Below are 21,316 nucleotides of genomic sequence, written 5' to 3' on the forward strand. Positions count from 1 at the left end.
CTACGATAAAGCAATGACTCTTGAAGCGATCGACATCTACGTACCCAGCAGGATTCCCAGCACGCATCCCCTGCATGAACCGCAGATGTTGACCGCAGCTCGGAGGGAAGAGTTCCGTCGCATGGCCCGGGATTCAAGAGAAGCGAAGAACGCCGCGATGAGCGGAACGGGGCCGAAGTCGCTCCATCCCCTTTACACTCCCCGACTAGATCCGAACAGCTTGATGCCCAAGAAAAATCGATCCGGGTTAGTTTCGTTGTCTCTCTTCAGTGGTGGAGGCGGGCTTGACCTAGGATTCGAAAGGGCGGGTTTCCATCATTCAGCCTCATACGAGTGGCTTGATTTTGCCGGTGACACGCTACAAGCGAACCGTCCAGAGTGGAGCGTTTATAAGGGAGAAGCCGGGGACGTTCGAGGCGTCGACTGGACGCCCTACCGGCGTCAGGTTGACGTCCTTCATGGTGGGCCGCCTTGCCAGCCGTTTTCAATGGCAGGCAAGCAGCGCGGCGCCCTTGACCCTCGGGACATGTGGCCCGAGTTCGTTCGCGCAGTAATGTCTGTGAAACCACGCGCATTCGTCGGGGAAAACGTGGCAGCTCTGTCATCGGCGCGATTCGCCGAGTACGTCGACCAAGTGATCTTGAGCCCGTTAGCCTCTGAATACTCGATTCAAAAGGTCACGCTCTTCGCCCACGAGTTTGGCGTCCCCCAGTTGCGCAAGCGGGTATTTTTCGTTGGCTTCAGGACGAAAAGGGACGCAGCGGCCTGGGCGCCGCCCGCTGCATCGCACTTCCGCCCGGGCGGAAAGCCAGAAGAGGGCTTGCAGCCAACTATGGGAATCAGGGAGGCCCTAGGCCTTCCCGACATTGGACATGATGAACTGTCGCCGACCATCAGAAGCGGATTGTCTGGGCCAAGGCACACGACATCGATCATCAACAGTGTTTCGGCACAGAAGCGTTTCCGCGCCCTCCAGATCTGGGGGAACGGAGTAGCTGCAACAAGAGAAGCGGCGCAAGCATTCGTGGCGAAGCACGATGACTACAGACTAGCTGTGCCTGAGGTGGGCATCGTTCAAGGATTCCCGGAGGATTGGAGGTTTTCCGGAGCGACGTACATGCAGCTCGGACAGATTGGCAACGCCGTCCCACCCGCCTTGGGCTACGCGGTGGCTTCTTCGATCTCATCTGTTTTGGCGAGGTAATCCCTGACCAGTCGGCGCAACGTGGCCGCATGGTCGCTGGTAATCTTCTCAAACCTTTCGAAGTAGCTTGCTTCGATATGAGGATTATTGAGAGTCGCACCCCGGCGAATCACATATTCGCATCGCTGCTGGAGGATTTCCGTCATCCGGGCCAGAGAGTATCCGCCATGATTCTTCTTCGGGCGACCGGACGCGGTCACTTTCGGAAAGGCGGGGTCAACAACGACGTCGGCATGGTCTTGGTACTGCTGAGAGCTCCACTGTCTCTTCATGATCCGGAAGGCATCGAGCAGTGAATAGACCTCTTTTTCGCCCAGAATCTCGATAACCATCTCGGGAGTTACGAAAGCTGGAACGGTGTCGGCCAGGTACGCATCTGATTTGATGTATGCTTCTTTCCCCTCGATCCACTCCTCCATGTCCCTGGGCGATGCGTAGTAGCAGTGAAGGAGCTTCGATCCGTCCTTGTTGTAGAAGGCGAATATCCAGTGGAGCCCATCCCTCCATTTCCGAATGTGATCCGGGCCGAAGTCTCGCACCGTCGAAACGTTGCCGCTAGTCGACGACTTGAGCTCAAACGGGAGCAGAAGCCCATCGATGTCGAGATATGCATCAATGTCGGCCCGCTTTCGGTCGTCGGCCTGCGTCAGGTTAAAGCGCTGAATCGCTTCGGTTTCTCGTTGATCATCTTGGACTGCCACACGCTGATAATTGCATTAAAGTGGGAGTCGTCAAATTCGGGCCAGACATAGCCGGTGAACGCGACGACATATCCACCGGTCTCGACAGCTCTGGGCTAATAGTCCTTACCGTCTCCAAGCCCGACGCACGCTAGCTCTTCTCGAGCGCGAACGCACTCTGCCTTTCTTAGTCACGTCGCCGAGGGATAAACACGGTTTCGACGTATCCCGCGCGACTTCACTCCGCCCAAATGAGGTTAGATGTATGGCTTGACCAATGGGAAATGAAGGTACGGGCACTCCCGCATCAGGACAGCCTTCATCGGCTTTGACGATGCCTCGATTTTGTCGTGGTCCTTCCGATATCAGCCCTACGAAGCGTTGAGTCCGGAAGAACGTGAGCGGCAATTACCCGAAAAGTCCAGAGCACCCGCAAGATCATCCCGTAGCCATCGATGACCCCGACGTATCTGCTCCGCTAAGGCACCTCCTCGGGGTGTCGGGAAGAATGCAGAGGGTGGAAGCAGCTACGGCGTTCGATGAACGAAGCACGTCCTGGCCGAACAAGGCAAGGTCCACGCTAGCCGTTACTCCGGTAGGCGTCCCGGCTCTCAGGCACCACGGTCTCACGTCCATCGTCAACGCCCAGATGCAGAACTTATCGGGATTTGTACGTGCTGACCCTGAACTGAACTTGGCGGTGCTGAAGTCATTCCCGGCGCAAGAGCTACCGAAGGGGCGGAAAGTATGGGCGGACCGCGGTTGTCCAGCGGGCTTCCCGTTCGTCCGCGCGTCACGTGCAATAGCAGCAGGCTCGCGACTTCTATGACGCGCGGCTAAGAGCCCCATGCGGTCATCCACAATTTTCATGTGGCAACGATTGCTTCATGGTTTTGAGATCATCCCCGAGTGACGGCGAGCCCGCTTCGATAGCAGGCCTACCGCCTGCAAGAATCAATACGTGCTGCAGACTGACGCCCTTACTACTGTCCCATTTGCCCAGCTCGAAGCCGGAGACTGGGATTAGACCGCACTCGGAACGATCGCTACTGCCCTCGCGGCATTGGTCACGGCGATAACCATCGTCTTTGTAGCAAAACAAACCAGCGCCACTAGAATAGCCTCCCAGGAAGCCGAAAGGAGCGCTTGACGCGGCCAATCAGGCGCTTCAGCATTCACAAAGGCAACTTGAATCGACACCTAAATCCGGCTGGCGGCTAACCAGCCACTGATTCCTTGCCCAGCACCACGTTCACCAGCGCCTCGCCGGCGAGCAGCAACGAAATCTGCTTCTTGATCAGCCGGACCATCCGAGGGAACATCGCCGAGCTCGCCCCGCCCACGTGGGGTGTGATCAGCACACCAGGGACCGTCCACAAAGGATGGTCGGCCGGCAGCGGCTCCGGGTCGGTCACGTCCAAGGCAGCACGTAGACGTCCCGAAGAAGTCTCCCGCAGCAAGGCTTCCGTGTCGGCCACGGGACCCCGCGCCACGTTCACCAACAACGCTCCGTCCGGCATGGCGGCGAGGAACCGAGCATCCACCAGCCCGCGGGTTTGCTCGGACAGAGGTACGCTGACCACCACGATCTCGTTCAGCGGCAATTGTTCGTACAGTGAGTCGATGCCGTAGATCCGGCCATGTTCATCGTCCCGTTCGCGGCTGGCCATCCGCATCACCAGCGTTTCGAACGGCAACAGCCTGGCTTCGATGGCTTTCCCCACTCCCCCGTAGCCAACCAGGAGCACGCGGCGGTCCGCCAGGCTGGGACGCTGGCCAGCACCCCACGCACCGGTCGCTTGGTTTCGCACAAAGTCCGGAATACCGCGCTGGCTGGCGATCATCATTCCCAAGGCGAGTTCCGCCGTCGACGTCTCATGGACTCCTGCCGCGTTGGCGAAAACGCAACCCGACGGCAAGACGTCAGCGACGCCGTCGTACCCGATCGACTGGCTCTGCACCAACCGGACCGTCACGCCGTCCAGCGCCGCGAGCGCGTCCGGCCGGCCCATGTAGGGCGGCACCAGCAGGTCAAAACGGTCCGCAGGCTCGGGCCCCGTCAGGTCCCACACCACGAACTCGACGTCGGCGGACGGCTCCATGGCTTCGAGGAGCTTCTGATCAGGCAGGCAGACCCGCAGCCGGGCGGTCATCGTGCCACCACTCTGATGTTCGCGGCACGTAGCGCGGCATCGCTCATTTTCCTTTTCCTGCTTCCTTAGCCGGGCCAATTAGTCAGACGGCATGTTGTAGTTCCAGCACAAATCTACTGAGTGCCTTGCGCAAACGGTTCGTGATCAGGCCGGCGCACCAAAGCCCGCTACCCCAAACGTGTCCTGCGTCGACACCTAAATCGACGCTTCCTGGGGTAGCGGACTCCGCTGGACTAACTATTCGGCGGCGGGCTCGCCCTGCTTGACCAGGGCAGCCTCAAGGTTGATCTTCACCTTGTCGCTCACCAGGAAACCGCCTGTCTCCAGGGCTGCGTTCCACGTCAGTCCGAAGTCCTTGCGGCTGATGTCGGTTTCGGCGGAGAACCCGGCGCGTGTGGCGCCGAAAGGATCAACAGCGACGCCGGTGAACTCCACTTCCAGCTCCACTGGCTTGGTGATCCCGCGGATGGTGAGATCGCCCGTGAGAGTGTAGTCCTCGCCGTCGCCCTCCACACTGGTGGCCCGGAAGGTCATCTCCGGGAACTTCTCGACGTCGAAGAAGTCGGCGCCACGGACGTGGGCGTCGCGGTTGGCATCACCGGAGTCGAAGCTCGCGGTCTGGACCGTTGCGTGGAGGGAGGCGTCGGCCAGGGACTCGCGTATGCGGGCCTCGGCGCTCGCTTCCGTGAAACGGCCGCGGACCTTGCTGATGCCAGCGTGCCGCACGCTGAAACCAATTTCGCTGTGGGACATGTCCAGCAACCAGACGCCGGAAGTCAGACCTGAGGGAAGAGTCATGGTGGATCTCCTGATTCGCAAGAATTTCGCTTGGATCGGTCCTCTCCACCCTTGTAGAGCCACTCGATGAAGTCAAGGATTCCAGCGCTGGCCTCGGGGAACTCTCAGTTGTCGGAGGTTCGCGGACGCCGTGGTGATGGTGCGTTCAAACGGTGTATGCACGGAGTCACCCTTCGCGGCAGCGCAGGCGGGTAGGCTGAGGACCGCCAAGCCATTCGGGATGGGCGGCTTCCACGGCCGCCCAGACGCAGCCGTCGAACGCAGGCGTCGCCACGAGAACTGGAGACTGCACCATGCCACATGTGCGACGCTTCGACCACGTCGGCATCACCGTCGCAGACCTCGACAGGGCAACGGCGTTCTTCGTCGGGCTGGGTCTGGAGGTCGAGGGCCGGATGTTCATGGAGGGCGAGTTCGTGGACACCGTCATCGGCATCCCCGATTCCCGCAGCGAGATCGTCATGCTGCGGCCCCCTGACGGGGGCGCTGGTTTGGAGCTGTCAAGCTTCATCCGCCCCGCCCACGAACCCGGGTCTCCCGCCGCGATGTCCACCGAACTAGGGCTGCGCAACGTCGCCTTCGAGGTGGACGACCTTCAAGCAGCCGTCGACCGGCTGGCCGCCGACGGCTACGGCCTGGTCGGCGGTGTGGGCCAATACGAGCACGTCTGGCGCATGGCCTACGTGCGCGGACCGGAAGGAATCATCGTGGCCCTGGCCGAGCGGATCGGTTGACACCGCCGTCGGCGAGTGAGACCACTTTTCGCCTCGAGCCCACCCCACTGCCCCGCCATCAATTTCCAACGAAAGAACCGCGACATGGAATATTGTTGACCGATGTTTGAATCGCGCCAACTTAGTGAAAGCGTCAGCATGCGTGTGCTGCGCCCGAGTGATGCGGCAGCGCTTGCCACCGCATATGTGCGCAACCGCGCTTACCTTTCACCGTGGGAGCCAGTACGCCCCGAGGAGTACTACACCGAGGCATGGCAGGCCGCCGACATTTCCAACCGCCTCGTTGCGCATGAAGCTAAGGAGGGATATCCCTTTGCCCTGTTTGCTGGCGATATGCTCGTTGGCCGATTCAACCTGGCGGGGATCGTGCGCGGCCCCTTTCAGAGCGCCGGGCTGGGTTACTGGGTGGATAGCAAGTATGCGGGCCGCGGGGTGGCGACTGCTGCGGTCCAAGCGATCGTCGAAATCGCACGCGACGAGCTCGGACTGCACCGCATCGAAGCGAGCACTCTGCTGCACAATGGTGGCTCGCAGCGGGTGCTGCTGAAGTCCGGGTTCCGGCAGATTGGCATGGCACCGAGATACCTGCAGATTGCGGGGAAATGGCAAGACCACAACCTCTATCAAATAGTCCTGCACGACTAAAGCAGCCAGTTCATCCCGAACCGAGCACGGAATGCGCGGCGCCCGTCCCCTTGACTGACAACGCCCGCGGCCCGAGAGTGTCACATGTGAGGCGTGATGCCGTTCGGGAGTATCTGGCGAGTGCACTGTGGGCAATGCCGACGTGCGCTGTCGTCCTCGCGATCATCGCGGGGGCGAGCCTCTCCGCGGTGCAGCTCGACACGGCGTCGCCCTTCGCCGTCCTCCTCTTCCAAGGGACATCCGACGACGCGCGGAACCTGCTCATCGGGATCGCGAGCACCATGGTGACGGTCATCGCCGTCGTACTCGGCCTGACTGTGGTGGCACTGCAGCTCGCGTCGACGCAGTTCAGCCCGCGGCTCCTGCGGAACTTCCTCCGCGACATCCCCAACCAAGTGACGCTCAGCGCGTTCGTGGCCACGTTCGCATACAGCACGGCAGGGCTCTACACAGTGGGAATCGCAGCCGGTCAGCGCACCGAGAACTACCCCCGCCTCGCCGTCAGCGGTGCCCTGCTGCTCCTCTTCGTGAGCATGGTCATGCTCGTCTTCTTCGTCCACCACCTCTCGCATTCGATCCAGGTGGACCAAGTCATGAAGGGCGTCGAGCGGGCGACGCTCAAGGTGATCGAGCGATCGTTCGTCCCGGGCGATCCCGGTATTCGCATGCCAAACCCGCCGCCCGGCGCCACGGCGTTGCTGGCACCCCGATCAGGGTATGTCCAGGCCTTCCATGTCGAGGCGTTCGTCGAGGTGCTCGCGAGCCGCGGCCTCCGTGCCCGCATGGTGCCCATGGTCGGCCGACACGTCATCGCCGGGTCCCCGCTCGCTTGGGTGTGGGAAAACGCGGACGACGGCGGCCGTCCCCTTGCGCCCGACGGCGGCGCTGAACTTCGGCGCGCACTCGCACAAAGCGTGCGGATCGGCTACGAACGGACACTCGAGCAGGACGTCGCCTTCGGGATCAGGCAACTCGCCGACGTCGCGTCCAAAGCTCTCTCCCCCGCCATCAACGATCCCTACACCGCGAACCAAGCGGTGGACCATCTCGGCTCGATCCTCGCGGCACTCTCGCTCCGGCAGCACGGCCCGCAGGCCGTGGCGGACGCGCAAGGCACCGTGAGGCTGCACGTGCCGGCCCGCGATTTTGCCTATCTGGTGGATCTGGCCCTCGGACAGGTGCGGCGGTACGGCGCGAACGAACCTCGCGTGGTCCGGGCCCTTTTGCGAGTGTGCGGCGATCTCGCGTGGTTCGGCGATGAGGCCCACCGCGCCGTCGTACGGCAGTACGTCGAGACCCTCCTGAGCGATGCGACCAGGCTGGTCGCCCAGCCAGCCGATCGCGAACCCCTCCTCGCGGAGGGCGCGGCGGTGCTTGAAGCCTTCAACGCCTCGCACAAAAGGGGCGGCACGAGCGACTCCGTCTAGTTGAGGCGGTGGGTGCGTCATTCGGTTTCTGCTTCCGCTTCTGCGTTGCGGATGCCGCGCGGGCGTCCTGTTTTGGTCCAAGCCCGGTAGAGGACGCCTGCGATGGCGAGGGTAGCGACGAGACTGACGATCGGGAAACCGCGGGAGAGGTTGGCAATGAGAGTGAAGGCCACGACGAGGGCTCCGACGGTGTTCAGGATGAGGAATCCCGGTCGGTGGTGCTTGCGGGCAAACAGTGCCATGGAGACCATACCGGCGAGGAAGCTGAGGAAGATCGCGACCGCGTAGAACAGGACAAGCTCCTGGTCGTTGCCACCGGCAACGGCGGTGATGGCTCCGGCCAGGAACGTGAACAGGGCGACGCCCCAATAGGGCGTGTGATGGGTGTTGGTGCGGCCCAGGGCGGAAGGAAGGATGCCGACAGTCTCACCTTCGCGGTTGATGTGGCGTGCCAGAGCCTTGAGTAGGCCCGGTCCGGCCTGGAAGCCCGAGGAAGCCGCCGAGAGCAGCAGTAGGGCAGTGACGAGCTGGAAGGCGGCGAACACGGGTGCCGGGGCAGTGAGGCGGGCGAGTTCGGCGATCTGCGTGCTGTTTTCCGGAGGTATGCCTATTTGGAGTTGCGCGGCCTCAAGAGCGAGGCCCAGCGTGATGGTGCCGACGATGGCGAGAGTCAGCCAGAGGGTGAGCTGCCCGAAGCGGCGCTTCCCGTCATTGTCGAGCTGCCCGAGCTGGCCAACCGCCGAAGTCGCCGCTTCCACACCGGTGGCCATGGCCATGGCGACCGGGAAGGCAAGGACCACGGCAAGGACCGGTGGATGCCTAGGGAGGATTGTCGTCGTGACGGGCTGTTGAGGTGTTCCGCCGAGACCGTAGAGGAGGACTACGGCGGAAACGACGATGAAGGCCGCGGTCATCGCCGCGAAGACCAGGCGACCCAGGTGTCCGAACCAGCTCGCTGCACCGACAAGGACCACCAAGCCCAGCCCCAACAGCAGCCGCCACGGGGCAAGGGCAGGGAAATAGGCGATCACCGCCGAGGACCCCGCCGAAACGCTAATCGCGATGGTGAGCACGAAATCTACCACCAGCGCACCGATCGGGATGAAGGACCAACCATCTCCGAATGCCTCACCCACAGCGGCGGAAGCCCCGCCCCCTTGCGGATAGCGGGAGACTAGTTGCCGGTAGTTCACGATGACCAAGCCAACGATCGCCACCACCAGGACCATCGTCGGGACCAGCAACGCCAAGTCACCGTTCAGGGCGCGCAGGGCGGCTTCGATGGCGTATGCGACAGAGGAGACCGGGTCTGCCATGACCGCGAAGGCAAACGCCAACAGCAGCGCGGCGCGCGAGCGCAAGCCCCTCCCCAGGCCTCTCCGAGTGGACGTTCCGCGCAGGATCTTCACGGGGATCTCCGGTTCCATGACAGACTTATCGACCTGCCGACCAGACTTCCCGGCTCACCTGGGACAAACTCTACCGCCGACGCCATCCTCGGCGGAGGTCGAGTGGCACCTGTGAACCGGTGCCACTCCAAGTGCCTCCCGCCCGCAGGCTAGGAGCGCGGGCGGGAGACGCTATTGGGGAATCGCGCCGATCTGCTGCATGAGGCTGAGATTGTCCGTGGATCCCCAATGCTCAGCGACTTTGCCGTCTTCGACGCGGATGATGTCGGTGCTGCCGAACTCGACGCTATTGCCGGTCGCCGGAATGCCTGCCATTTCCCCACTGTGGGTGCCCGTGAGAACGACGTAGCACGCTTCCAGGTTTCCGTCAGTCAGTGCCGGCTCGATCGTCTTGACCTTGATATCCGGGAACGCAGCTCGGATGGCGTTGACGAAGAACCGTGCACCCTCCTTGCCGGGCGGTTGCCCAGGAAGAGCCCGTTCGTGATCGACGAGGTCCTCCGTTGCCAACTCATCAATGAGATCGAGATTTCCACCCTCGAGGATCTCCTTGTAAAAACGCTCAATCAGTTTACTGCCAGCCATTTCCGACTCCTTAAAGATTGAGACCGTCCCATTTTTCCCCCACGTGAACCTGGCGCTTCGGCGGAATCCCGGAGCCGCCGTCGCGCTCACCGCCGCGCCGAAACGCTCCGCATTTACATCCCAACTCCAGGCACCATCCCCGGCGCAAAGGCGACGGACACGGCGATCAGGCCCAGCGCCACCGCGACCGAGCGATTAGCGAGCCGTTTCCACGGGAGCATCTTCTCCAAAGCAATGAACACCCCGACCAATGCCATCCAGCCGACGCTCATCACGCCGAGCGCGAAGAGCGCCAACATCAGTGCCCAGCAGCACGCGACGCACCACGTGCCGTGCTCCACGCCCATACGCAATGCACCGAAGTAGGTCATTCGACTAGCGGAGCTCCCCCAGAGGCAGCGCCGAAAACACTCACAACGAGACCACGAACCTCGTAAGGCCGACGATATTCCGGCGCGAAATGGGTGTCAATATGATCTGCAAACCGGAAGAGCAAGCGCCGCGATGAAGCACTTAAGGTGACCGACCCCTCAATAAAGCCGCAGGTCAAAGGCGCAATCCCCTGGATCGGCCCGAGCCGCCGGTGACACAAACGTTGGCCAAGCCGCGCAGGCTTATCCCGGCCGTGCGGATTCCGTAGGCGAAGTCCTCCCCGCTCTCGGCGAGCCGGACGGCACAGACGGCCTCAAGCATCCTTCGACCAGATCCAGCAGCCTGGACATTGCCGGGGTCGTGGCCGACGGTCCTCCCGTGCGGCATCGAACAAGGAGGTCATCGGGACTGAAGCTGACCCCACGCTTCGACCTAGCTCCCGTCCCGGACAGGAGGCAGATGGCGGCACCTCTGGATTGCATTGTTTTTTGGCCACACGCAGGATTTCCCCCAGTCGACGATACAAATAGACAGAGGCTTCGCTTTGCCGCATTTGAATACAACATTGATCGACCCTACCTGAAGTACACAGCCACGACCCGCGTCAACACTCAATTTGCATTCCAGCACCACTCAAATTTGAGGTTTTAAATACTCAAAATCGCCCTTTCGCCACTCAATGGAAAGGAAGTGTGATAAATGGATGACGCTCGTTCGAGCGGTGATCGCGACACCAGTCGTTTGATTATCGAGACCGGACGGCCATCGCGAGGTGATAAAACCGACCGCGCCGCATGTCCTCGCATCAACAGAGGTGACAGACAGCGCAACAGGGGCCCGCCACATGCGAGCCCCTGTCTAGTGCATACGACAGCTTGTCAGCTTGTCGTGCCGTTCGCATAAACGCTCCCCCAGTGCGAAACCGTGTAGGAAAGTCCGAAGTAAGGCGGCCCCCAAGGCCAGGTAACTTGCCATTGAAAGTAGAAGTCGCGCTCGTAGTCGTTACCGACCTCATAGCAGTCCTGGGTACTGATCGCGACCACTACGGCGTAATTTACGAAACAATGATGCGAACCTTGGTACCCCGCATGGGACGAGGTTGCCCAAGCCTTTGAACCGTTGTAGTAGAAGGTGCCGTTGTGCGTGACGGTGTAACCACCACCCGTCGTAAACCAAGAGAAGTGCTTGGAATAGATGGTTGCGTACGCGGTTGCCAAAGTAAGCTCAGCGCGGTCAGCTGCGCTCAGCGACGCGTCGGCTTTGATGTCAGCGATCGAGACGACGCTGGCGCGGCTCGTCTTGGAAGTAGCATTAGACCGACCGCGACAAAAATCGAAGCTAATGCATGACGAAATCTCATTTCTCCCCCAATATCTGTTTGATGCCAAGTAAATTCGGTATCGAACAGCCTTCACGCTGATCCTTTCGCTTGTCAACACTCAATGTGCATTAATTTCGTCGCACAATCCGAGCCTTCGCGAAAATTAACCCTTGTGCAACGAGGAGCCGATGGTACGCTAATTAGAACAAGCGAGCTCGAGGGGGGCGACATGGAAGCTTGGCAATGGGTATTGGCCGTATTCGGCGGACTATCCGCGGTTTTCATAATGGGATCGGTTATCTGGGGAGTCTTCGACGTTATCCGGGAGGACCGATTAGATCAAACAGCTAAGGCTTTGTGGCTGCTCCTCTTGTTCGTCCTTCCCCTGTTCGGTATCGCGGCGTGGCTGTACGCGAAACCCCGGTTGGCAAACTCGGATAACAGCCTTCGCCTACGCAACACCCTTTAGCGAAGTCTGGGCGCCACCAATGACGGGACGGACGGTATTCTTCACCTTGGCGGCCACCGCGGCCCTCGTCCTTCTAGTCCCCTACATTTTGGCCGCATTCAAAATGGCGCCCGACGGGACCGAGACCTTGTTAGCTGTTGCCCTGCTGTGGACTGTTGTGTGGACGGTTAGCAGGATCCGTTCCAAAGCTAGCCATTGGCAGTTCCATCCTGGCGCCGAGGGACGCTGAAGAGCCGGACGTTGAGATATCGGTCCGGCTCTTCACTCCTCAATCCACAGCCCCCGGCTTCCGCCACATCACTGCCAACACAAACACCGCCGCGCTCAAGCCCAGCATGACCAGCACCATCAACCCCCAGTTCGGCTGATTCACTCCGGACCCATACAACACGCCAATGAGCACCGTCGCCGTGATGGCCCCGAGGTATCTGCACGTTTGGAAAATCCCGGCCGCCACTCCCCTGTCCTCGGGCCGTGCCGACACATACAAACCTTGGTTCGACGCCGTGCTGACCACGCCATATGGAACACCCATGAGCGCCGTAAGCACCAGAACCAGGGGAGGCCAGAAGGACAGCGTGAGTAAGCCCAGCGCCCCGGACGCGAGGGCCAAAAGCAAGACCCCGACGATCATCACGGAACGCACGCCGAACCGCTCAATGAACCGCACCGCCACCGGCGTCATGAAAACTGACATGGCGGCAAGGGGCAGCATCAGCAGGCCGACCACGCCGGCGTCGTACTTTCCCGCCTGCTGAAGCAACTGCGGAAGCCCGAAGAAGGCAAAATAGTAGACCGCGCTGAACACCGCAAAACCCAAGTACAACAGCAGCAGCGGCCGGTTCCGGCCGAGCAACCGCAGGTCCAGGAACGGCGGACTGAACCGCAACTCGCGCCACGCGAACAGCCCCGCCAAGACAACCGCGACGGCGATGAACCACCAACGGTAGGCCGGCATCACGTTGAGCAGAGCCATCATCGCCAACGTGAGCGAGGCGATGAAAGCAAGGATGCCCGGAATGTCGGAATCGCGCAGGAGGACGGAGAGCTTGCCGCTCTCGCGTCCGACGTCGGGCGGCGCCACCTGCCGCACCACAATCAGCGCCAGGAGCGAGATCGGCACGTTGATCGCGAACAGCGCCTGCCAGCCGACCAGACTCACCAAAAGGCCGCCGACGACGGGTCCCACCGCAGCGGCCGAGGTGTTCGCCATCTGGATGCGCCCCAGGGGGCGGGTGGAGCTGATGTTCGCCTGCCGGCTGAGCGTCGAGACCATGACGACGGCGCACGGGTACGCCGTCGCTGTCCCCACCGCCATGAGCGCCCGGGCCACGCAGACCAGCGCGAAGTTCGGCGAGAACGGCGCCAGAGCGCAGGCAATGGCCACGACCGCCATGCCGAAGGTGAACAGTCGCCGCGGACCGAAACGGTCAGCGAGCCTGCCCATCAGCGGCTGGCCCGCCGCAGAGGCGAGGTAGAAGGACGTGATCACCCAGGTGACAGTGGCGACGTCGAGCGCAAAGTCCTCGCGCAGCACCACCAGGGCGACCGCGATCATGGACGAGTTGAGCGGATTCAACGCCGTCCCGAGACTGAGTGCAGCGATCGCTAGGCCGGGGCGTGGTTTATTGCTCACGCCCCTAAGTCTGGTCCATGGTTGCCTTGGGTCACGAAACGCGGCGCGACACGGGCGTTTCAGCCCTGCGGCTGCAGCCGCAGCGGCTTCCGCTTCCCGTTAACATCCGTCGTTAGAGTCGGCACGGGCGGCTTCGGCGGGGCCACAACCGGTGCAGGCGGCGGGGGCGGTGGTGGTGCAGGCGGAATGCACGAGTAGTTGTAGTCGAAGTCCGTGGTGAACTGGGTGAGCGCAACGACACCGCCGGCCGTCAGCGGAGGGGCCGAGCAAAGTTCCACTGCGGACTCCGGTGACGTCGCTCCGGCAAGCCAGCTCTTCAACCCGTTCAGCCTGCTGCCTGCCAAAAGCTGACCGGCAATGATTCCGAACTGATACGAGGTGGAATAGATGCCCACCTGGGCACCGATGCTTTGCAGATATGCAGTCATGCCTTCGAGGTCGGCCTCGTTCGCAACCTGGTCAGAGGACCAGGCGTTCCCGGTCTCCACGTCCAGCCACCACAGGCGCTTGGCGGGGTCGCTGACGCCACTATAGTTCATGTCGTTAAAGGCCATGACGTAACCGTAGATGTAAGCGCAGGCCGCGGCGGCGCTCCCGTCACAGATCCCATAAGGATTGGGAACGTCCGCACCCCCGACCACGTTGGATGCCGGCCACCACGCGGACCCAGATTCCGCGGGATTGGCGGTATTGACATACAACGCGGCCGGGGGTTGGCTTGTCCCTCCCACCGAGCTGGCAGCCCACTGGAGCTGCTCGGCCAGGCAGGGGTTTGCATTGTCCGGCCGTCCGCCGTTCACCCCGACGATCCCGAACGCTTGGCCGCCAGGAAGCCCGCCCCCACATTGGGGCCAGGAAACGTCGTTGCCCAGCACGATGCCCGAGGCCTCCATGGGTGCGGCATTCGCGGCGGAGACCGGTGTTGCTGTCCAAGCAAAAAGGAAGCAAGCGAGAGCCACGAGCTTTGCAGTTTTCATGATGTGCATCCTCGGCAGGGTCAGGACCCAGACGGGTTGGTACTGCCGCACATTGCTTCCCGAAGCAATGGCAGTGAGCCCATTTCCGGCTCACTTTGGATGCTACGGAGCCCTTTCCGGGCAGCCGTGAGTGATTTCTACTGGAGTTAGTTAACGAGTTTGCGAGTAAGTGGTGCGTTGCACTTGGAGTACAGCTCGGACGCAGGAGTACTCAGCGGCCCCTTGTGCCGAGCGCGAAACGAGGGGCAACTTATGGTCGGGGTGAAGGGAGTCGATCTTCGCAGGATCGCGCTCCATGACAGGATCAAACAATCTCCTGCAGTCGGTTCAGTGACGGATTGCGAAGATGTTCTTCATGCGATCCCAAGCGTCTGCGCGGACAAACACCGGGATTCGGTTCAAGGGAGCGGGCGCATCTACTGTCTGTTTTCCCGCGTAGCTGTCCCCGGTCCACGCGTCGATCCAGTCCCCGGATGGCAGGTAGGTTGTCCAAGACCTGATCCCCTCCTGGGTTACGGGTGCAACCAGTAGGTCATCGCCGAGCATCCATTGCAGCGGGTGGTCCCAGACCACCTGGTCTTCGGCATAGTCGAAGTAGAGGGGCCGCATGAGCGGCGCCCCGGTGGCTATTGTCTTTCGGGCTTGCTCTGACAGATACGGGATGAGGCGTTCGCGAAGCTCGGTCAGTTCGCGGAATATCGGAACCACGGTTTCGTCGCCGCTTCTTTCCTGGATATTCCATGGCGTGCGGTCACGCGATGGCGTGCGGTGATGGTTGAATTCGGAGTGGTACTGCATGATGGGGACGAATACAGCCGCCGCTGCCGAGCGCAGATACAGTTCGGAAGTCGGCACATCACCGGAGAACCCTGCAAAATCCCAACCCCAGTAGACGATGCCACTCGCGGCGGCGGACAGGCCGGCAAACATTGACCAGCGGAATGCATCCCAGGTGGAGTCCTCATCACCCGCCCAAAAGGCCCCATGGGCCTGGGATCCAGTGAAACCGGCCCTGCTGAAAGTGACCGGAGCCTTGCCGGCAGACTCGAGCAGATCGCCATAGGCTTTGGCGTACGCGACCGGGAACAGGTTGTTCCCTTCGTCCCCCTTCATCCCATTGAGATAGTGAAGATCCTCGCCCCAGGCATGCTCCCCTCCATCAGTTTTGAATCCGTCGATGCCAAGTTCCTCGACCAAATATCGTCGTTTCTCCGTCCACCAGCGTGCCGCCTCCGGATCGGTCAGGTCCGGCATCAGTCCAAGGGGGAACCACCATCCACGGTTCCGGTAGGGCCGCAGGCTGCCATCCGGAGCCTCCTCACGAATGAGCCTGCCTTCACGGATCGCGGCATCGGCATCGTTCCGTGCCTGCCCTTGGGGGTGCGGTCGCATCTTGATGAGCGGGATCTGCCACAGGACAACACGAATGTCCCGGCGATGCAGCTCGTCAACCATCGCTTTCGGGTCCGGCCATGCTCCCTCTTCGGGGAAAGTGAAGTCATTGAGCCGGAGCGGGCCCCCATCGGGGCTGGGGTCATAGACGGCGTCACGGAACGCAGTGAAGGTTGCCTCGTCACTCCATGCCTCAATGACCACGGATCCCACAGGGATTCCAGTTTCGCGGTGCAGATCCATCTGCCGCATGACTTCTTCCTGGGTGTTCCATTCATTCCCGCTCGCCCAGAGCTTGAAGACCCAATCGGGAAGCGCTTTGGGTCCCCCTATTTTCGAGAGGCAGGATTGCAGGACCTCGGCGGGCGTTCCATCGAAGATCTGCACGCCCAGGAGGGCGTCACCGTGCACGGCGTCAGGGCCGACTTCGGCTTCAACGATGAGGCGGTTTTGGTCGGCTGCGCCGATGTCGTACCAAGTGCGCCGGGAAGTATCGAGGTGGAATCCCCAGCCGTCTCCGCCGACCACGTGGGCGAAGGGCATAGGCAAGTAAGTTTTCCGATGCGCGCCCTGGCTCTTGTACTGCTCGAAGACGACCGCATCCAACGTGGTACCCCGGTGGTCGAGGGCATCAAATCGTTCACCGAAGCCGGTCACCCGTTCGTTCGGGGCAAGGGGCAGCGCGAACCGGACCCGAAGAGGCCGGGAACCGTCACGCAGCACTTCGACGGAACCGCTGATCACCCGGTCGGTACCAATAATGTGCAGGGCACGTTTCGCAGGTTCCCACGTTGCCACTTGATAACTGAACCAGCGGGTACGTTCCTTCCTGCCCGCCGGGTTGTCGGCACTGAAACGATACTTGTAGCTTGTCAGAGGGTCGGCCGGCCCGAGGGTGGTCTGCCAGCCGCTGGCCGCACGGGCCAACTTGGCCTGGGCTGAGGCGAGATGGCCGCCGTCGACCACTTGTCCACGCGAGGCCGCGGGAACCCGGGTGAGCGGCACGGTTGAGTTGGTAACCGAACCGTCCCCGTGGATTTCCGCCAATTCACAGACCACATTTGTCAGCTCAGGCGAGGTTCGTACCCCCAAGGTGACGGACTCGCCAGCTTGGGGGCGGACTGGGCTGCGCTGATCGGTGTCGTTGACGTAGGGGTGTCCTGAGCCGAATGGTTTGTGGCGGATCAATTCAGAGTCCTTTTTCGTTCGTCTGGAGGCCGGATTCCGACCGGTCAATGGGGTGGACGGTCTCGAGTGCTATCGCGAGTCGGATGAACATGGCGTGGCTCCACAGCAGCGGACTGGCCGAGGGCCCCCACCGATCAATCCAGGGCTGCAGGTATTCGGCGTCGAGGAGGTTGTCTTCGACCTGTTCGGGGAGCTCGGTGCCGTCCCGTGCAACGGAAGCAGCCCAGAGAAGCAGTTCACGTGCCCGCGATCGGTTGCCGGCTGCTTCCTGCGCCAGTCCGAGGAAACAGCTGAGGAGGGGCCATTGGCCACCGCCGTAGTAGCTGTCTGCCAGATAACGGTGAACACCGTTGCGGACGGTGAGCTGCTCTTCGACGGCGGAGATGGTCCCTTTGCCTAGAGGACTGACCGGTTCAAAGAAGTTCATCGGAGCGATGAGCGCCAAGAGACTGGCGTCGACGGCTTCGGTTCCGAGCCATTTGGTGAGGTGCCCGTTCCTGACTCCGTCGTTCTGGACGCGACGTCGGATCAGTTTGACAGTCTTGGTGGCCCGCCGGGCTCTTGCTTCCTCCAGGTTCCCGCTCGCAACAATGCTGGCCAATCCTGAGGAAATGCAGCCAAGAGTGCTGACGTGCACTTGCTGGGCGGCTTCTTCCCACCAGTCGTAGCAGGGCCGGTCCCAGAAGCAGGTCAGATAGTCGACTGTGAGGGCAATGGCCTCGGCCCAGCGTTCCATCGACCGGCCATGGCGGACGCTGTGTTCAGCCAAGGCCCAAAGCCAGGTACCGTAACCGTCGAGCTGAAAGTCCCACCACTCGTCGTTTCCGTCGTCCCCTTCGACGGTGAATCGGGTTGGCAGCATTTGCTCATCGGCTGAAGGCCTGCCGGCCAGGCTTTCAGCCACGATGTACCGAATTTTTCCGGAGCGGGAAGTCAACACTTTCGAGCACCAGTCGAAGAACAGCTCGGCGGATTCGATATGCCCGGCGGCGGACATAGCGTCAGCGATGAACGAGCCGTCACGAAACCAGCAGTATCCGGCGTAGGCGGAAAACGATGGGCTCGCGGGGTATGCGCCACCCGAGGTCTGCTGTTCCAAAATGAGCTCCGTGCTTGCCCGGACTATCGAGCGGACAGTGGCATCGCCAATGGACGTCACAGTTGAACCTGGCATGGACTTGTCGATCATGTTTTTCTCTCTCAGCCGATGGGCCTTCAGGCAATGAGCGGGTCGCGGTGCCAGCAGTCAGGGTGACACCGCGACCCGTACGCCGTGCGTGTTCAGTTAAGCCCGGCCTATTTCAAGAGAGCGTTGATTTGGTCTGCGGCACCCTTCAGGGCATCAGAAGCGGTGGAGCGCTTCGCTTCGACTTCGCCAAGAGCGTTGGTGATGATGTCGACCATCTTTTGCTGGTTGTCGCCGATGACTGGCGTGAGAGCGACGTGGTCGAGTGCATCGAATATGGCCTTGCGGTTTGCCGGCTTGTCCTTTGCGAGATAGGGCTTCAGGAAGGACTCATCGGAAGTAGCAGGCAGTTCCCATCCGGCGCTGATGCGCGTCTGTGCCATGACATCTGAACTGGTCATGTATTCGGCCCATTTCTGGGCGGCAGCCTTGTTCTTGGAGTTGGCAGCTATCGCGATGGCGTTGGAGAACTCCGCACTTGCCTTCTGCGTGTCTCCCGGCTCAACGACAATGTCCCAGTTTTTGGGTGAGTCGGCGAAGCTGCTTGCCACCCAGATGCCGCTGTGGAGCATGCCAAGTTTGCCGTCCTTGAATAGCTTTGTGTCGAAGTCCGGGGTTCCTGCGCCCTGGGCGGGTGTAGGCATAGTCGTTCCGCTCTTGCCCGCCAGCCACTCGGCTGCCTTGATTCCCTGCGGCGAGTTGAACGCAACGGATTTGCCATCGTCGTTGAGGAACTTGCCGCCGGTCTGGGCCAGTGCTTTGTAGAACTCGTAGAAGCTCACGTTTTGGAAGTCTCCAAAGACGCCCGCGGCGCTGTCCGTGATCTTCTTCGCGGCAGCAGTCTCATCTGCCCATGTCCAGCTGGACGTGGGGTACGCGACCTTCGCGGCGTCGAAGAGCGCCTTGTTGTAGTACAGGACAACATCGGAGAAGGAACTGGGCAGCGCATACTGCTTGCCATCTGATTGGTAGGACTGAAGCAGAGACTGCTTGTACTTGGAACTATCAACTCCTTCGAGAGGAGCTACTGCCCCATTCGACACATAGGAGCGCAGGTTCGCATATTCGATATCGAAAGTATCGGCTTGGGTCCCAGCGGCCAGATCAGTCTGGAGTGCCGTGGCGTAGTCCTTGTAGGGCAAAGTGGTGACCTGGACCGTGATGTTGGGGTTGGCTTTTTGGAAGGCCTGAACAATGGTGTCCAAGTTCTTCTCGTTTCCCCCGTTGGACGTGAAGTTTGAATACCTGATGGTCACTTTTTCATTGCTTGAAGCTTCAGGACTTCCTGCGGAGCCGCAGCCGGTCGTTGCCAGGATTGCGGCCAGGGCGATGCCCAGAGCGGCCAAGGGCTTCTTGTTCATGTCTATCTCCATTGATAAGGGGGGAAGCAGGGCGGCCTATTTGAGTCCGGTTCCCGCAACCCCTTGGATGATGTACTTCTGGGTGAAGATATAGAGGGCAAGCATTGGCAGGACGCTGACCACGGATCCGGCCATGACGATGTCCCACTGGGTTGTGTACTGGCCCTGGAGTCCTGCCAGCGCAACGGGAAGGGTCTTCATCCCGGGAGTGCGCAGGATAATCAGGGGCCATAGGAAGCTGTTCCAGCTGTTCAGGAATGCGAACACGGTCAGCGTTGCCAGGGCTGGGCGGACCAAGGGCAGAACGATAAGCCCGAAGATCCGGAAGTGGCCCGCACCATCCAGCGTTGCTGCCTGATCGAGGTCCGTGGGAACGGAGTTCATGGCTTGGCGCAGCAGGAACACCCCGAATGCGCTGGCAATGCCCGGTAGGAGGACGCCCAAGTAGGTGTTGATGAGGCCAAGGCTTTTCATCTCAACGAACAAAGGAACAACGAGGACCTGCAAGGGAACCATCATGGTGGCCAGATAGACGGCGAACACGGCATTGCGCCCTTTGAAGGGCATCCGTGAAAAGACATAAGCGGCCAGGGAGCTCGTAGCGAGCTGGAACACCGTGGTGAGGACGGCGAGGATCAGGCTGTTAAGGACGATCTGAACGAACGGGAGCCGCTGGAGCAACTCAGCGTAGGCGGACAGTGAAGGGTTCTCCGGGACCAGCTGCGGGGTGGCGGACAGGCCAGCCCCTGGGCTGATGGACGTTACGAGCGCCCACAGGAAGGGAAACACCATCACAGCGGCGCCGACGACCACAAGGATGTTCAGGGCGATCAAGCGCGGGAACTTACGCATAGTTCACCCACTTCTTTTGGCCCCGCACCTGAATCAAAGTGATCACCAGAATGAAGAGGAATAGTAGCCATGACAGGGCGGATGCTTCGCCTGCCTTGCCGTAGCGGAACGTGAGGTCATAGATCTGCTGCACTACCACCTGGGATGAATTGTTCGGCCCGCCTCCGGTCATGGCATACACCTGGTCAAACACTTGAAAACCATTAATTAGTGACAGGACGATGACAAAGAACGTTGATGGAGACAGCATCGGGAGAGTAATGCTGAACAGGCGCCGCCAGGGGCCCGCGCCGTCCACCGTCGCCGCCTCATAAAGTTCTTCCGGAATGGCCTGCAGCCCGGCGAGCAGAATCACCATGACGAACCCAAGATCTTTCCACGCCGAGGCAAGGATGATCGCGGGCATCGACCAAGCCGGGTCTGTCCACCACCCCGGGCCGGCAATGCCGATCAGCCCAAGCAGCCAGTTCACGATGCCCGTACTGGGGTTCAGCAGCCAGCGCCAGACGAGCGCTACGACGATCCAGCTAGTTACCACCGGAAGGAAATAGAGGCCCCGAAGCATGCTGCGCCCTTTGATCCGTGTGTTCAGCGCCAGGGCGATGGCGAGGCCACCGCTATACACCAAGGGCAGGTAGCCGACGATGTAATAGACGGTGTGAAGGAACGCGCCCTGTGTGCCTGGGTCCGTGACGAGCCTGGCGTAGTTGTCCAGACCCACCCACTTCATCGGGCCCACCAAGTTCCACTGGTTCAGGCTGATCCAGAACGCGGACACCATGGGAACGATCGTGAAGAACAGCAGTGGCAGCGCGCTCGGCAGCAGGAACAACCCAACGGTCAGTGCGTACCGAAGACGCGGGGCCGCCTTCCGCCGGATGGGTGCAGGATTGAGTTTGCGAGCGTTGGTAACGCTGAGAATGCCTG

19 protein-coding genes are annotated in these 21,316 nt (G+C 61.2%); 5 read left to right on the forward strand and 14 right to left on the reverse strand.

The features are described 5' to 3' along the window. Positions 1-13 precede the first annotated feature (13 nt). Positions 14-1,204, forward strand: coding sequence for a DNA cytosine methyltransferase (locus HNP00_RS07450; protein ID WP_221451309.1), 1,191 nt, complete (start codon positions 14-16; stop codon positions 1,202-1,204). Here the strand turns inward: HNP00_RS07450 and HNP00_RS07455 are convergent. From HNP00_RS07455 to HNP00_RS07465, 3 genes are all read right to left on the reverse strand, one after another. Further along, the gene (locus tag HNP00_RS07455; RefSeq protein ID WP_184737555.1) at positions 1,162-1,905 is read right to left on the reverse strand and encodes a hypothetical protein; all 744 of its coding nucleotides are present in this window, start codon (positions 1,903-1,905) and stop codon (positions 1,162-1,164) included. The genes HNP00_RS07450 and HNP00_RS07455 overlap by 43 nt on opposite strands. Positions 1,906-3,101: 1,196 nt before the next feature. Next, positions 3,102-4,037 (reverse strand): 2-hydroxyacid dehydrogenase, encoded by a 936-nt coding sequence (locus HNP00_RS07460; protein WP_184737557.1) that lies wholly within the window; start codon positions 4,035-4,037, stop codon positions 3,102-3,104. Between the two features lie 237 nt (positions 4,038-4,274). Next, positions 4,275-4,835, reverse strand: coding sequence for a YceI family protein (locus tag HNP00_RS07465; RefSeq protein WP_184737559.1), 561 nt, complete (start codon positions 4,833-4,835; stop codon positions 4,275-4,277). A 293-nt stretch (positions 4,836-5,128) separates the two neighbouring features. Here HNP00_RS07465 and HNP00_RS07470 point away from each other — a divergent pair, with 293 nt between their 5' ends. From HNP00_RS07470 to HNP00_RS07480, 3 genes are all read left to right on the forward strand, one after another. Further along, positions 5,129-5,569, forward strand: coding sequence for a VOC family protein (locus HNP00_RS07470; protein WP_184737561.1), 441 nt, complete (start codon positions 5,129-5,131; stop codon positions 5,567-5,569). A 102-nt stretch (positions 5,570-5,671) separates the two neighbouring features. Next, positions 5,672-6,214, forward strand: a complete 543-nt coding sequence (locus HNP00_RS07475; RefSeq protein WP_260404836.1) for a GNAT family N-acetyltransferase — start codon at positions 5,672-5,674, stop codon at positions 6,212-6,214. Positions 6,215-6,300: 86 nt separating this feature from the next. Then, positions 6,301-7,641: a DUF2254 domain-containing protein gene (locus HNP00_RS07480; protein ID WP_184737563.1), complete on the forward strand. Its 1,341-nt coding sequence runs from the start codon at positions 6,301-6,303 to the stop codon at positions 7,639-7,641. Positions 7,642-7,658: 17 nt separating this feature from the next. Here HNP00_RS07480 and HNP00_RS07485 read toward each other — a convergent pair whose 3' ends face one another. The 4 genes from HNP00_RS07485 to HNP00_RS07500 form a co-directional block, all read right to left on the reverse strand. After that, positions 7,659-9,068 (reverse strand): APC family permease, encoded by a 1,410-nt coding sequence (locus tag HNP00_RS07485; RefSeq protein ID WP_221451310.1) that lies wholly within the window; start codon positions 9,066-9,068, stop codon positions 7,659-7,661. 153 nt (positions 9,069-9,221) lie between these two features. Beyond that, a complete protein-coding gene (locus tag HNP00_RS07490) occupies positions 9,222-9,635 on the reverse strand; it encodes an ester cyclase (protein ID WP_184737565.1) in 414 nt (137 codons plus the stop codon). Positions 9,636-9,748: 113 nt separating this feature from the next. Further along, a complete protein-coding gene (locus tag HNP00_RS07495) occupies positions 9,749-10,084 on the reverse strand; it encodes a DUF2182 domain-containing protein (protein WP_311770538.1) in 336 nt (111 codons plus the stop codon). A gap of 97 nt (positions 10,085-10,181) precedes the next feature. Beyond that, a complete protein-coding gene (locus HNP00_RS07500; protein WP_184737567.1) occupies positions 10,182-10,328 on the reverse strand; it encodes a hypothetical protein in 147 nt (48 codons plus the stop codon). A 1,286-nt stretch (positions 10,329-11,614) separates the two neighbouring features. Between HNP00_RS07500 and HNP00_RS23750 the strand changes: the two genes are divergently transcribed. Then, entirely contained in the window at positions 11,615-11,797 is a 183-nt protein-coding gene (locus HNP00_RS23750) for a PLDc N-terminal domain-containing protein (RefSeq protein ID WP_184737569.1), read from the forward strand. 268 nt (positions 11,798-12,065) lie between these two features. Here the strand turns inward: HNP00_RS23750 and HNP00_RS07510 are convergent, their stop codons facing one another. From HNP00_RS07510 to HNP00_RS07540, 7 genes are all read right to left on the reverse strand, one after another. After that, positions 12,066-13,433 carry an MFS transporter gene (locus HNP00_RS07510; protein ID WP_184737571.1) on the reverse strand — a complete coding sequence of 456 codons (1,368 nt, stop codon included), beginning with the start codon at positions 13,431-13,433 and terminating at the stop codon, positions 12,066-12,068. A gap of 59 nt (positions 13,434-13,492) precedes the next feature. Beyond that, a complete protein-coding gene (locus HNP00_RS07515; RefSeq protein WP_184737573.1) occupies positions 13,493-14,410 on the reverse strand; it encodes a hypothetical protein in 918 nt (305 codons plus the stop codon). Positions 14,411-14,737: 327 nt separating this feature from the next. Further along, entirely contained in the window at positions 14,738-16,990 is a 2,253-nt protein-coding gene (locus HNP00_RS07520; protein WP_184737575.1) for a TIM-barrel domain-containing protein, read from the reverse strand. Between the two features lies 1 nt (position 16,991). After that, complete coding sequence (locus HNP00_RS07525) at positions 16,992-18,164, reverse strand: glycoside hydrolase family 15 protein (protein ID WP_184737577.1); 1,173 nt, start codon at positions 18,162-18,164, stop codon at positions 16,992-16,994. Positions 18,165-18,286: 122 nt separating this feature from the next. Beyond that, positions 18,287-19,537, reverse strand: a complete 1,251-nt coding sequence (locus HNP00_RS07530) for a sugar ABC transporter substrate-binding protein (RefSeq protein ID WP_221451311.1) — start codon at positions 19,535-19,537, stop codon at positions 18,287-18,289. Positions 19,538-19,573: 36 nt separating this feature from the next. Then, positions 19,574-20,389, reverse strand: a complete 816-nt coding sequence (locus HNP00_RS07535; protein WP_184737579.1) for a carbohydrate ABC transporter permease — start codon at positions 20,387-20,389, stop codon at positions 19,574-19,576. Beyond that, positions 20,382-21,221: a carbohydrate ABC transporter permease gene (locus HNP00_RS07540; RefSeq protein WP_221451312.1), complete on the reverse strand. Its 840-nt coding sequence runs from the start codon at positions 21,219-21,221 to the stop codon at positions 20,382-20,384. The genes HNP00_RS07535 and HNP00_RS07540 overlap by 8 nt, the downstream gene beginning before the upstream one ends. Positions 21,222-21,316 lie beyond the last annotated feature (95 nt).

It is taken from the genome of Arthrobacter sp. AZCC_0090, from assembly GCF_014207375.1.
GTDB lineage: Bacteria > Actinomycetota > Actinomycetes > Actinomycetales > Micrococcaceae > Arthrobacter.

Bases quoted from the DNA above. Each gene is read 5' to 3' on its own strand.
- HNP00_RS07450 (WP_221451309.1), top strand. From the start codon at position 14: ATGACTCTTGAAGCGATCGACATCTACGTACCCAGCAGGATTCCCAGC.
- HNP00_RS07460 (WP_184737557.1), bottom strand. From the start codon at position 4,037: ATGACCGCCCGGCTGCGGGTCTGCCTGCCTGATCAGAAGCTCCTCGAA.
- HNP00_RS07465 (WP_184737559.1), bottom strand. From the start codon at position 4,835: ATGACTCTTCCCTCAGGTCTGACTTCCGGCGTCTGGTTGCTGGACATG.
- HNP00_RS07470 (WP_184737561.1), top strand. From the start codon at position 5,129: ATGCCACATGTGCGACGCTTCGACCACGTCGGCATCACCGTCGCAGAC.
- HNP00_RS07475 (WP_260404836.1), top strand. From the start codon at position 5,672: ATGTTTGAATCGCGCCAACTTAGTGAAAGCGTCAGCATGCGTGTGCTG.
- HNP00_RS07485 (WP_221451310.1), bottom strand. From the start codon at position 9,068: ATGGAACCGGAGATCCCCGTGAAGATCCTGCGCGGAACGTCCACTCGG.
- HNP00_RS07490 (WP_184737565.1), bottom strand. From the start codon at position 9,635: ATGGCTGGCAGTAAACTGATTGAGCGTTTTTACAAGGAGATCCTCGAG.
- HNP00_RS07500 (WP_184737567.1), bottom strand. From the start codon at position 10,328: ATGCTTGAGGCCGTCTGTGCCGTCCGGCTCGCCGAGAGCGGGGAGGAC.
- HNP00_RS23750 (WP_184737569.1), top strand. From the start codon at position 11,615: ATGGGATCGGTTATCTGGGGAGTCTTCGACGTTATCCGGGAGGACCGA.
- HNP00_RS07515 (WP_184737573.1), bottom strand. From the start codon at position 14,410: ATGAAAACTGCAAAGCTCGTGGCTCTCGCTTGCTTCCTTTTTGCTTGG.
- HNP00_RS07525 (WP_184737577.1), bottom strand. From the start codon at position 18,164: ATGCCAGGTTCAACTGTGACGTCCATTGGCGATGCCACTGTCCGCTCG.
- HNP00_RS07530 (WP_221451311.1), bottom strand. From the start codon at position 19,537: ATGAACAAGAAGCCCTTGGCCGCTCTGGGCATCGCCCTGGCCGCAATC.
- HNP00_RS07535 (WP_184737579.1), bottom strand. From the start codon at position 20,389: ATGCGTAAGTTCCCGCGCTTGATCGCCCTGAACATCCTTGTGGTCGTC.